Origin of the sequence: Janthinobacterium sp. 67 (assembly GCF_002797895.1) — a bacterium.
In the GTDB taxonomy this organism is placed as follows: domain Bacteria; phylum Pseudomonadota; class Gammaproteobacteria; order Burkholderiales; family Burkholderiaceae_D; genus Janthinobacterium.
Genome location: NZ_PGES01000001.1, coordinates 5,316,503 through 5,328,497 on the forward strand (window position 1 = coordinate 5,316,503; position 11,995 = coordinate 5,328,497).

The window sequence follows — 11,995 nt, forward strand, 5'->3', positions numbered from 1 at the left end:
GCTGCAAAAGTCCTTGTCAACATGGCAAACGGGTTTGTGTGCCTAAACAACGTAGTGCGCTTTTGGTACTGATTTAAAACAAAGAAGATGCATTTTGTGCCGCATTTTTAAGAAAGACGGCTGTGCCCGGCCTGAGCTTCGGGCGGGCAATAAAAAACGCCCGCTGCGGGGCAACGGGCGTTGGGGTGGCTGGCATGGCGATAGTCACGCATGCCAGCATGGCGGGTGCTTAGAAGAACTTGTAGCTGGCGCCCAGTTTGAAGTAGCGGCCGATGGCGCCGCTGGCATCCATCGGGTTGTAGCTCATGCCACCGTAGGTCAGCGGGTCGAGCGGCGCGATCTTGTCAGTCACGTTGTTGATCGAGGCAAACAATTGCAACTGCTTGTTGACGTTCCAGCGGGTCGACAGGTCGAGCGTGGTGAACGAGGCGAGCTTGCAACCGTTCGGCGCCGGTGTGCCATCGGCCAGCTTGGACGCGCACGGCTTGCCTTCAAACAAGATGTTCTTCAGATCCGAACGGTAGTTCAGCACGCCGCTGACGTTCCAGTTGCCCAGGTCCCACGAACCGGTCAGATTGATCTTGTCCTTCGGCGTGCCAGCGCAGTTGGAGGTATCGCAGTTGCCATGCGTGCCGGCGAACTGGTAGCGCACGGTGGACGACTCGGCCCGTACCCACGAGGCGATGTGGGTCCAGGTCAGGCCGAACGTGGCGCGGCCGTAGTCGCCCAGGCGCACGCGCTGCTTGACGTCCAGGTCGATACCCTTGATCTCCGTGAAGCTGGAGTTGCGGTACGGCGCCTTGGTGATCAGCAAGGTGCCCGTGTTCGGTACCACGACGCCGTTGATGGTCAGGTTGTTGTCGGCGCGAATGGCGGTCGGCAGGGCGGCCGCTTCGTTGTAAGGCAGCGGGTTGATTTCGTTTTCGCGCTTGATCTTCCAGGCATCGAGCGACAGGCTGGTATCGTTGAACGGATCCCACACCAGACCCAGGGTGTAGCCCTTGGATTTCTCGGGCTTGAGGCTGGGGTCGCCGATCTTGACGGCCGCCACTTGCAGTTCGCAGTCGCTGGCATTGGCGCCCGGCAGTTTCGTGCCGCCCGGGCAGCGCACGGGATCGCTCACGGTCGAGGTACCCGTCGATTGCGAATTGGCATTGCTTTCGGCCGGGCCCGGCGCGCGGAAGCCTTCCGAGTAGGTGCCGCGCACGGCGAAGGTTTTCAGCGGCGTCCACTTGGCGCCCAGTTTCGGCGTCGTCGACGAGAAACGGTCATATTTGTCGTAACGCAAGGCGCCCGACAGTTCCACCGTCTTGATGACGGGCGCCAGCACTTCGAGGAACACGGCCGAGACCTTGCTGTCGCCCTTGGCCGCCACGTAGCTGGAGTTGATGGAACCGTTTTCCGTACCCGACAGCGATGGATTGTCGAGCTTGTCGCGGCGGTGTTCCGCGCCGATCGCCAGGCCCATGGCGCCGCCCGGCAACTGCATCAGCTCGCGCGAGGCCTTGAAGTCGATGATGTCGAGCTTGGTGGTGGAATCGGAGGTGGCGTTCGTCACCATGGCCGCGTACAGCGAGGCGGGATTCTTGCCCGCCTGCGCGCCGATGTAGTACGGGAAATACTTGCTGTTCGGATTGCCCAGCGCATCCTTGACGACGGCCATGTTCAGCATGTTGCTGTAATCGAGGTGCAGCTTCGATTCCGAATGCGTATAGCCTGCATCGTAGTCCCAGCCCATGGCGTTGCCCTTGACGCCGAGCACGATGCGGTTGAACTCATTGTTGGCCTGGCGCGTGCTGGCGCCCACGTCGAAGGCCTGGTAGCGCACGCGCACGGGCACGCCATACGGATTTTGCGGGTGGTTGGCGGCCAGCACGATGGTGGTGCCGGCGCCGGAACCGTAGTTGACGACGCCAGTCGGGCTGGTGGCATTCGGCGGGAAGGCGATGGTCGGCGTGATCGACGGCGGTATCAGGGTAAATGCCGTATCGCGCTTCGAGTAGCCCGCTTCCGCGTAGACCTGGGTATCGGCATTGACTTGCCAAGTGCCGCGCGTGTACAGGTTGATCGATTCGATCTTCGGCTGCATCGAGCGGAACTGGTCGTGGTGCCACAGACAGCCACCCTTCGGATCTTGCGGCGAAGACACGGACAAGGTGGAGCAGCCCGGCAGGGCCACATAGTTGTTGGTGACGGGATCGCGTATCAGGCCCGTGGGCGCGGCATTCGCATCGTTGGTGCCATTGATGTAGCCGCCGGCGAACTGGGTGTTGATCGCATAGCCGTACGGACGCAGGTCGGCCTTGCCTATCCATTTGCGGCCGGCACGCTCGTTGTTCATCAACATGTCCGATTTGGTGTATTCGGCATTGACGACGAAGTTGTATTTGTCCGTATCGAGGTTGCCCTTGCCGAAGGTCAGCGAGGCGCGGTGCTGTTTGGCGTCGCTGTCGCCGGAAATGCCCGTGTCGCCTTTCAGAGTCAGGCCTTCGAAGTCCTTGCGTAGGATGATATTGACGACGCCGGCGATGGCGTCCGCGCCGTAGGTCGAGGAGGCGCCGTCTTTCAGAATTTCGATGCGCTCGACGATCTGCATCGGCACGGTGGACAGGTCGGTAAAGCTCTTCTGGCCGTCATCGGCGCGCGCGAACGGCGCCATGCGGCGGCCATTGAGCAAGACCAGGGTCGAGGTGGCGCCCAGGCCGCGCAGCGAGATGGCCGTGGAACCGGCGGCAAAGCCGTTACCGAAGCCCGTCGGCAGGGAGCCGGCGCCATCGGCGGTCAGGGTTTGCAGGTATTCGGCGACGGTCGCCTTGCCCGATTTCATCAAGTCGTCGCGGGTGATGACCTGTACCGGCGATGCGGTTTCGGCCGTGGCCCGTTTGATGCTTGAGCCTGTAATTTCCACCCGTTGCACATTGGCATCTTGCGCCATTGCCGGCGCCGCCATCATGCCCAGGCCAAGCGCTGCTACGCTACCCGAAAAAATAAGGCGTACGGAGCGGGACATCACTGTTTCCATCATCATTCTCAGAACTCCGAAAGTGTGCTCGGCCGGCCCTTGTGCGGCACAGCCTTGCCAGGGTGATAAAGATTGCTGCGTTGGCAATCGCTGTTGGTCAAACGGCATATCGTGTGAGATGCCGCCATTGATAAGACCATTTGCCGAGAAACCTTGTCAACGCGCAGATGTGACATTTCGGGATGGAAACAACAGTGTTTTTTATAAAGTTTGGATGTTTCATTATTGGCAATTATTTTAATGCTGCACTGCGCTATGCGTTTTCTGCCCGTCGACAAAAAGTGCGCTCATTCACGGACATAAGGGTTTCTACCAATGCGCTTTTGCGCGGCATTGGCCTGGCTATGTTGCGACGCGGAAAATTTCCTCGGCAATGCGCATGGCTGTTGCTGCGCACGCGAGAACTGCCGCGGCTTTTCGCCCGGCATGCAAAATATGCGTTATCGTTACGCGTTTTCCAGCGCGTCCGTGCATCGGCGCGGCTGGCTGTGAGCAAGGCATAGATCTTGCGAGGGTGGACTGGTTTTGGCGGTGGAATCCTGTATCCCAGGGGGAAGCCAGTACAAGCGCACCAATACGGTGCGACAGATAATCGAGATGAAGGGTATTACATGAAGTCACCATGGATGCGGCGCATGGCGCTGCTCGCCTGCCTGGCCACCCTGCCGCTGGCGGCCATTGCCGCAGATGCCGCGCCCGCGGCTGCGCCGGTCAAAACCTTGCGCTATATCCTGCCGGCCGCCGAGACGGGCTTCGATCCGGCCACCGCGCGCGACCTGTATTCGAACCACATCACGCAGGCCGTCTTCGACACCCTGTACACCTATGACTACCTGGCGCGCCCCGTCAAGGTGGTGCCCGGCGCTGCCGCCGCCATGCCGGAAGTATCGGCCGACGGCAAGACCTACACCATCCGCCTGAAAAAAGGTATTTATTACACGCCGGACCCGGCGTTTGGCGGCAAGCGCCGCGAACTGACGATGGCCGATTACGTGTATTCATGGAAGCGCCTGTTCGACCCTCGCCTGGCCTCGCCGCACACCTGGCTGCTCGAAGGCAAGGTGGTGGGGCTGGACGACCTGGCCAAGGACGCGGCCAAGGCGAACAAGTTTGACTACAGCAAGAAGGTGGCCGGCCTGGAAATCCTCGACCCGTACACCTTGCGTATCACGCTGACCAAGACCGATTTCAACTTCCCCATGATCCTCGCCTACGTGCCGACGGCGGCGCTGGCGCGCGAAGTGGTGGAAAAGTATGGCGACGTGAAGGGGGAAGTGGGTTCGAATCCCGTCGGCACCGGCTACTACACGCTCGGGGAATGGACGCGCGGCAACCGCATCGTCCTGAACCGCAACCCGCAGCACTTGCCGGAAACGTGGAATTTCCTGGCCGGCGACGACCCGGACGACCAGCGCATCGTGCGCCAGATGCAGGGCAAGCGCATTCCCGCCATCGACCGCATCGAAATTTCCGTGATGATCGAAGACCAGTCGCGCTGGCTGTCGTTCCAGAGCGGCGGCACGGACGTATTCTGGCTCGATGGCCCGCTGGCGCCGAAAGCGATGCTCAACGGCAAGCTGCGTCCCGAACTGGCGGAGAAGGGCGTGCAACTGTCGCGCCTGCTGGACCCGGAAATCAGCTATTACTACTGGAATATGGAAGACCCGACCCTGGGCGGTTTCAGCAAGGAAAAGATCGCGCTGCGCCGTGCCATTGCAATGGCGCACAATATCGATGAAGAAATCCGCATCATCTGGAATGGCCAGGCCAAGCGCCTCGACTATCCGATCCCTCCGGGCGTGGTGGGCTACGATCCGCACTACAAATCCCTGCTGCAATACGATCCCGTGCTGGCGAATAAATTGCTGGATAAATTCGGCTACAAGAAGGGCGCCGACGGCTGGCGTACTTTGCCGGACGGCAAGCCGCTCTTGATCCGCTACGCTTCGCGCAACGAAGCCAATGGTGTGCTGCAGGCGGAAATGTGGCGCAAGACCTACAACTCGCTGGGCATCCGCATGGAAAACGACCGCATGATCTTTTCCGACATTTTAAAGACGGAAAAGCAGTGCAAGATGCAGTCGCGCACGGCGCAATGGCTGGCCGACTATCCGGACGGCGACAACTTCATGCAGCTGTTCTACGGCCCGAACACGCACCAGAACAACAATGGCTGCTACCAGGACCCTGAATATGACAAATGGTACGCGGCCAGCCAGTCCATGCCGGCCAGCCCCGAGCGCGATGCGCTGTACCACCAGATGGCGCGCCGCCTGGAAGTGAACGCGGGCGCCCTGATCGGCTATGCGCGCTACCGCAACATGCTGGCGCAAAAGTCGGTGCTCGGCTACAAGAAGCACCCTATCCTGTTCCAGGAATGGGCGTACATGGATATCGACAGCACGGGTGCGCCAGTGGCGCCTGCCCCTGCGGCCCCGGCCAATAAATAAGCGCGGCTTATAAAGACAAGGAATCATTATGTTCGCTTATATCCTGCGCCGCCTGTGGCAGATGCTGCCGACCATGCTGGGCGTGGTCCTGTTGGTCTTCATTTTATTTAACTGGGTGGGCGGCGACCCCGCCTACATCCTGGCCGGCAAGATGTCCAGTGCGGAAAGCATCGCCAACATCCGCCGCCAGCTCGGCGTCGACCAGCCGTATTATGTGCAGCTGTGGATCTTCATCAAGCAGATCGTCACGTTTGACTTCGGCCAGAGCTGGGCGACCGGCGAGTCCGTGTCGCACATCATCACCTCGCGCCTGGGCCCGTCGATGATGGTCTTGATCCCGCTGACCGTGCTGGAAACGTTCTTTGGCGTGGCGCTGGCGCTGGCCATCGCCTTCGTGCGCGGTTCGCTGACGGACCGCATGGTGATGATCGCCTGCACGGTGGGCATGTCGATTTCCATCCTCGTCTACATCATCGTCTTCCAGTACGGCTTCGCCTACAAGCTGGGCCTGTTCCCCGTGCAGGGCTGGGGCGATAGCTTCTGGGAAAACCTGCTGCGCTATTCGACCCTGCCGATCCTGATCGGCCTGGCCGTGTCCATCGCGCCGACCCTGCGCCTGTTCCGCACCTTCGTGCTGGACGAGGCGAACCAGGATTACGTGCGCACGGCGCGCGCCAAGGGCCTCAAGGAAGGCCGCATCATGTGGGTCCACGTGCTGCGCAACGCCGGCATTCCCATCATTACCTATGTGATGTCGAACTTGCCGGCCCTGCTGATCGGCGCTTTCCTGCTCGAGCGCTTCTTCGGCATCCCCGGCATCGGGCGTGAAGTGATCCTGGCCGTCGAGCGCAGCGACTTTCCGGTGATCAAGGCGATTACCGTGTATGTTGCCGCCGCCACCATGCTCTTCAACCTGCTCACCGACCTGCTGTACCAAGCGGTCGATCCTCGCGTACAACTGAAGTAGAAAGAGACGATGTCGAAACCTCATACATCGCCCGGCCTGTGGGCCCTGGCGTGGCGCCGTTTGCGCGGCGACAAGATTGCAATGGTATCGCTGGCCGTGGTCGGCGCCTTTTTCCTGCTGGTGCTGGCGTCCGCCAGCGGCCTGGTCGCTTCGAACTGGGAAGATGAAGTGGCCGTCAGCTACGCGCCACCCACGTTTGTGGGTGCCGACAAGGACGTGGCCGCCGACGGCGCCATTCCCCTGGCCGATGAGCGCAGCGCACCGACGCCCGTCAACGTGCTCGATCCGCTGGCCGACGACATCGCGGAACTGCGCGCCCAGATGGGTAGCAATCCATCGGCCGGCGTCGATATGTACGGCGTCACCGACCCGCTGGCCGACGATTTGACGGCCTTGCGCGCCGGCGTGGGCAAGACGAAAAAGCTCGTCACGCACAAGGCGGCGACACTGCCGTTCGGCGCCGACAAGTGGGGTCACGACATCATCCAGAAAACCATCAAGGGCGGCGAAACGTCGATCGTCGTCGGCCTGGTGGCCGCCTTGCTGGCCGTCGTGCTGGGTACGCTCTTTGGCGCCGTGTCCGGCTACTTCGGCGGCATGGTCGATGACTTCTTCAACTGGTTCTACAGCATCTTCACGTCGATTCCGTCCATCCTGATGATTTTGACGGTCGCGGCCGTGCTGCAGCAGAAGGGCGTGCTGACCATCGTGCTGATCCTGGGCTTGACGGGCTGGACGGGGCCGTACCGTTTGATACGCGCCGAATACATCAAGCACAAGGCGCGCGAATATGTGATGGCGGCTGACGCGATTGGCGCTTCGCACTGGCGCAAGATGTTTTCGCACATTTTCCCCAACGTCAGCCACGTGGCGCTGGTGCAGATGTCGATCCTCGTGGTGGGCTTCATCAAGGCGGAAGTGATCCTGAGTTTCCTCGGCTTTGGCGTGCCGGTGGGCACCGTCTCGTGGGGCAGCATGCTCAACGAGGCACAAAATGAACTGATCCTGGGCAAATGGTGGCAGCTGACAGCCGCCGCCACGGCGATGGCCGTGCTGGTGACGGCGTTCTCGCTGTTTACCGATGCCTTGCGCGATGCGCTCGACCCCAAAGTGAAATAGGAGTTGCTCATGGACCAGAATAACCTGTTGGAAGTGCGCGACCTGCGCGTCACCTTCCGCCTGGACAAGAAGACCACGTTCGAAGCCGTCAAGGGTATCTCGTTCAACGTGCCGCGCAACAGCACCGTGGCCCTCGTGGGCGAATCGGGCAGCGGCAAGTCCGTCAGCTCCCTGGCCGTGATGGGCTTGCTGCCGCCGGATAACACCATCATAGCCCCCGCCTCCAGCATCCATTTTGGCGGGCGCAATCTGCTGGACCTGTCGATTGCCGAGCGGCGCACCATGTGCGGCAAGGATATTTCGATGATCTTCCAGGAGCCGATGTCGTCGCTGAACCCCGTGTTTACGGTCGGTTTCCAGATCGCGGAAGTGTTGCGCCAGCACATGGGCATGAACCGCAAGCAGGCGCGGGCGCGCACCCTGGCGCTGCTCGAGGAAGTGGGCATTCCCGATCCGGCCACCAAGATCGACGCCTACCCGAGCCAGATGTCGGGCGGCCAGCAGCAGCGCGTGATGATCGCCATGGCGATCGCCTGCGAACCGAAACTGCTGATCGCGGACGAACCGACGACGGCGCTGGACGTGACGATCCAGAAGCAGATCATGGACCTCATCGCGGCGCTGCAAAAGAAACACCAGATGTCCGTGCTCTTCATTACCCACGACCTGGGCCTGGTGGGAGAGATCGCCGACCAGGTGATCGTCATGCGCCACGGCGAAGTACGCGAGACGGGCGAGGTGCGCCAGGTCTTCGAAGCGCCGCAAGACAGTTATACGAAAGCCCTGCTGCATTGCCGGCCCTCGCTCGACGAGCGCCCATGGCGCCTGCCCGTCATTGCCGACTATATGGAAGGCAAGGCGGGCCCCGGCGTGGAAGTCAAACAACGCACGCGCGGCTACACGCCGGGCGACGAGCCCGTGCTGGTGGTGAATAACTTGAGCAAAAGTTTTTATACGCGCGAAGGCCTGTTCGGCAAGCGCGAATTCCAGGCCGTCAAGGATGTGTCGTTCACTTTGCCGCGTGGCAAGACCTTGGGCGTGGTGGGCGAATCCGGTTCCGGCAAGACGACGGTGGGCTTGACCCTGCTGCGCCTGCACCAGGCAACGGGCGGCACGGCCATGTTCCACGGCAAGGATTTGATTGCCATGCCGAACAGGGAATACCTGCCGTATAAACGCCGTATCCAGATCATCTTCCAGAATCCGTATGCGTCGCTGAATCCCCGCTTTACGGTGGGGCAGATCTTGCTCGAGCCGATGCGCATCCACAACATCGGCGCCGACGACAAGGAACGCATCGCCAAGGCCTATTGGCTGCTCGACAAGGTCGGCTTGCCGGAACAGGCTTTCCACCGCTATCCGCACGAGTTTTCGGGCGGCCAGCGCCAGCGCATCGCCATTGCCCGCTGCCTGACCATGCAGCCGGAAATCCTCGTCTGCGACGAATCCGTCTCGGCGCTGGACGTGTCCGTGCAGGCGCAGGTGCTCAATCTGTTGCAGGACTTGCAGGATGAATTCGGCCTGTCCTACATCTTCATTTCGCACGATTTATCGGTGGTGAAATACATCGCCGACCAGGTGATGGTGATGCACAAGGGGCAAGTGGTGGAGCTGGCCGATTCGGATGAGCTGTACCGCAATCCCGTGCACCCGTACACGCGCACCTTGCTCAGCGCCATACCGAAGGGCGTGCAGTTGTAAGGCACTTTTTACGGTAAGATAGCGGCCATGCCCAACCTCATTTATCTGCTCGAACATTACGGTGTCCTGATCGTCTTTGGCATCGTGCTGGTGGAGCAGCTCGGCCTGCCGATTCCCGCCTTTCCCATCCTCGTGGTGGCGGGGGCGCTGGCCGTCGATGGCGACATGAATGGAGCGCTGGTGCTGGCCGCCGCGCTGGGCGCCTGCCTGATCAGCGACTTCACGTGGTTCCGCGCGGGCCGCCATTTTGGCAAGCGCATCCTGCGGCTGCTGTGCCGCATCTCGCTGTCGCCCGATTACTGCGTCAGCCAGACGGAAGACAAATTCAAGCGCTGGGGGCCGAAAGCCCTCGTCGTCTCCAAGTTCGTGCCGGGTTTCAATACCGTGGCCGCGCCCATGTCGGGCGCGCTGGGCACGCCGCCTCGCCTGTTTTTCCTGTACGCGGGCCTGGGCGGCTTGCTGTGGAGCGGCACGGGCATCGCCGTCGGCGTGATCTTCCATTCCAGCGTGCAGCAGGTGCTCGACTTGCTCAGCACCATGGGCAGCACGGCCTTGCTGATGCTGGCCGCCTTGCTGGGACTGTTCCTGCTGTACAAATTTCTCGAACGCCGGCGTTTCCGCCAGGCCTTGCAGATCGAGCGCATCGGCATCGATGAATTGCTCGAACTGATAGAGCAGGGCGAAGAGCCGCTGATGGTCGACGCGCGCAGCGCCACGGCGCAGGCGCTGGAGCCGGCCGTGCCGGGCGCCTTGTTCTTCAATGGCAAGGAACCGGTGCCCGCCCTGATCGCCATGGACAAGGACCGCCACATCATCGTGTATTGCAGCTGTCCCAACGACGTGACGGCCGCGCAAGTGGCCAAGCTGCTGCACCAGCACGGCTTTCACCGGGCCAAACCCCTGCATGGCGGCCTGGACGCGTGGAATGCCGCCTACCGTTCCGACCAGCCGGCGCCCGCCAGCCTGCTGGGTGAAGGTTTGCCTTCCTGATCCGCGCTGCCTGCCGCATGGCAGGCAGGACCTAAAACCGGTAGTAATAATACGAAAACCGCTGTGCGGTGCCGCCCGGACGGCAGTGCCGCGCCCGCGCCGCCGCGTACAAAGCGGCTTTGCGCAAACTGCGGCATACTGTGTTTTCATGGCCGTTCCTGCTGCTGTGCAGCATGCTTTTCGTGCGTTTCCCGAGTGCGAGTACTTACTATAAATTATTGTTTCTAAGCAATTTTGGCGCTGCCTGTTGCATTTGGAGTGGAACTACCAATAAAGGCTTGTTTTGATGTACTTAAACTACAAACTTTGCTTGCCTCCGGGCGCATTCATCCTTTAAGCTTGGCGTCCCATGCGTCCCACTTCATCATTTAAAATCATGAGCGCTTCGTCTTCACCCGTACTGCCGACTTCCGCCTTCGCCGATGGACCGCGCCTGCTGGCCGACGTGGGCGGCACCAATGCCCGTTTCGCCCTGGAAGTGGCCGCTGGCCACATCACCCTGGTGGAAGTGCTGCCCTGTGCCGATTACCCGAGCCTGTCCGCCGCCCTGCAAGCCTACCTGGCCCTGCCGCACATCGCCGCCGCCGGCGGGCAAGCCGTGCGCCATGCCGTGATCGCCATCGCCAACCCGGTCGACGGCGATTTCCTCAGCATGACGAACCACCACTGGTCGTTCTCGATCCGCGCCATGCGCGACGAGTGCGGTTTCACGACCCTGGACGTGGTCAACGATTTCACGGCCCTGGCGCGCGCCTTGCCGCTGCTGTCGAACGAGCAAAAGCACCAGGTGGGCGCGGGCACGGCCCGTCCGAACACGGCCATCGGCCTGATCGGCGCCGGCACGGGCCTGGGTGTGTCGGGCCTGATTCCGTCGCACGGCGGCTGGATCGCCCTGCAAAGCGAAGGCGGCCACGTCAGCTTTGCGCCGTTCAATGAAACGGAAGTGAGCATCCTGCAATTCGCCTGGCGCGAATACGAGCACGTCTCGGCCGAACGCCTGATTTCCGGCGATGGCCTGGAACTGATCTACCGCGCCCTGGCCGACCGCGCCGGCGTGCCGGCCGAAGACTTGACGGCGGCGGAAATCACGCGCCGCGCGCTGGCCGGTGAATCGCAGCTGTGCGACGACGTCATCGAAGCGTTCTGCTGCATGCTGGGCACCGTGGCCGGCAACGTCGCCGTCACCCTGGGCGCGCTGGGCGGCATCTATATCGGCGGCGGCATCGTGCCGCGCCTGGGCGCGCGCTTCGACCGCTCGGGCTTCCGCGCCCGCTTCGAGCGCAAGGGCCGCTTCGCCAACTACGTCTCGCAAGTGCCGACCTTCGTCATCACGGCCCAGTACCCAGCTTTCCTGGGCGCATCGGCCATTCTCTCGGAGAAACTCGCCTCCCTGTGACGCGGGCAAGCGGGCGATATGTCGCGCCAGGGCCGGGTAAAACGCGTGTTTTGCCCGGTTTTGCGCTTTTCCGCTTTTTATCAGGTACAATTGGCATCGTTGGATGAAACGACGACTGTCGCTCTCCCGTCTGGCTGGTTCGCCGCCACGGGAAAAGCAGCTGCTCCGGAGTTCGTTTCATTGCTGGTTATTTAAGGCCAGCACCATGGATGGCAGGACTTTCACTGCATCCGCTTTAGTCCCGCTTTGCGCGCATCGGCCAAGGCGTCGGAAAAACAGCCTCAACTAGTAACCCAGCACGGCGTCATCATCGATGTCTGCCATCTGTTACGTTGAAATGAACGTTTTTG

The 11,995-nt window shown here is 61.5% G+C and carries 8 protein-coding genes; 7 read left to right on the forward strand and 1 reads right to left on the reverse strand.

Annotated features, from left to right (window positions below; translation table 11 throughout):
• Positions 1 to 229: 229 nt before the first annotated feature.
• Positions 230 to 3,010, reverse strand: a complete 2,781-nt coding sequence (locus CLU90_RS23825) for a TonB-dependent receptor (RefSeq protein ID WP_092715985.1) — start codon at positions 3,008 to 3,010, stop codon at positions 230 to 232.
• A 194-nt stretch (positions 3,011 to 3,204) separates the two neighbouring features.
• Here CLU90_RS23825 and CLU90_RS29430 point away from each other — a divergent pair, with 194 nt between their 5' ends.
• From CLU90_RS29430 to CLU90_RS23855, 7 genes are all read left to right on the forward strand, one after another.
• On the forward strand, positions 3,205 to 3,525 hold the full coding sequence (locus CLU90_RS29430; protein WP_139178380.1) for a hypothetical protein: 321 nt from the start codon (positions 3,205 to 3,207) through the stop codon (positions 3,523 to 3,525).
• Between the two features lie 108 nt (positions 3,526 to 3,633).
• On the forward strand, positions 3,634 to 5,472 hold the full coding sequence (locus CLU90_RS23830; protein WP_232731316.1) for an ABC transporter substrate-binding protein: 1,839 nt from the start codon (positions 3,634 to 3,636) through the stop codon (positions 5,470 to 5,472).
• Positions 5,473 to 5,500: 28 nt separating this feature from the next.
• The gene (locus CLU90_RS23835) at positions 5,501 to 6,439 is read left to right on the forward strand and encodes an ABC transporter permease (protein WP_070219240.1); all 939 of its coding nucleotides are present in this window, start codon (positions 5,501 to 5,503) and stop codon (positions 6,437 to 6,439) included.
• Positions 6,440 to 6,448: 9 nt separating this feature from the next.
• Complete coding sequence (locus tag CLU90_RS23840) at positions 6,449 to 7,558, forward strand: ABC transporter permease (protein WP_092715990.1); 1,110 nt, start codon at positions 6,449 to 6,451, stop codon at positions 7,556 to 7,558.
• 9 nt (positions 7,559 to 7,567) lie between these two features.
• The gene (locus tag CLU90_RS23845) at positions 7,568 to 9,259 is read left to right on the forward strand and encodes an ABC transporter ATP-binding protein (RefSeq protein ID WP_092715992.1); all 1,692 of its coding nucleotides are present in this window, start codon (positions 7,568 to 7,570) and stop codon (positions 9,257 to 9,259) included.
• Between the two features lie 27 nt (positions 9,260 to 9,286).
• Entirely contained in the window at positions 9,287 to 10,249 is a 963-nt protein-coding gene (locus tag CLU90_RS23850) for a VTT domain-containing protein (protein WP_092715994.1), read from the forward strand.
• 376 nt (positions 10,250 to 10,625) lie between these two features.
• The gene (locus tag CLU90_RS23855) at positions 10,626 to 11,645 is read left to right on the forward strand and encodes a glucokinase (RefSeq protein WP_092715996.1); all 1,020 of its coding nucleotides are present in this window, start codon (positions 10,626 to 10,628) and stop codon (positions 11,643 to 11,645) included.
• Positions 11,646 to 11,995: the final 350 nt, after the last annotated feature.

Bases quoted from the DNA above. Each gene is read 5' to 3' on its own strand.
- CLU90_RS23850 (WP_092715994.1), top strand. From the start codon at position 9,287: ATGCCCAACCTCATTTATCTGCTCGAACATTACGGTGTCCTGATCGTC.
- CLU90_RS29430 (WP_139178380.1), top strand. From the start codon at position 3,205: ATGGAAACAACAGTGTTTTTTATAAAGTTTGGATGTTTCATTATTGGC.
- CLU90_RS23840 (WP_092715990.1), top strand. From the start codon at position 6,449: ATGTCGAAACCTCATACATCGCCCGGCCTGTGGGCCCTGGCGTGGCGC.
- CLU90_RS23845 (WP_092715992.1), top strand. From the start codon at position 7,568: ATGGACCAGAATAACCTGTTGGAAGTGCGCGACCTGCGCGTCACCTTC.
- CLU90_RS23835 (WP_070219240.1), top strand. From the start codon at position 5,501: ATGTTCGCTTATATCCTGCGCCGCCTGTGGCAGATGCTGCCGACCATG.
- CLU90_RS23825 (WP_092715985.1), bottom strand. From the start codon at position 3,010: ATGTCCCGCTCCGTACGCCTTATTTTTTCGGGTAGCGTAGCAGCGCTT.
- CLU90_RS23855 (WP_092715996.1), top strand. From the start codon at position 10,626: ATGAGCGCTTCGTCTTCACCCGTACTGCCGACTTCCGCCTTCGCCGAT.
- CLU90_RS23830 (WP_232731316.1), top strand. From the start codon at position 3,634: ATGAAGTCACCATGGATGCGGCGCATGGCGCTGCTCGCCTGCCTGGCC.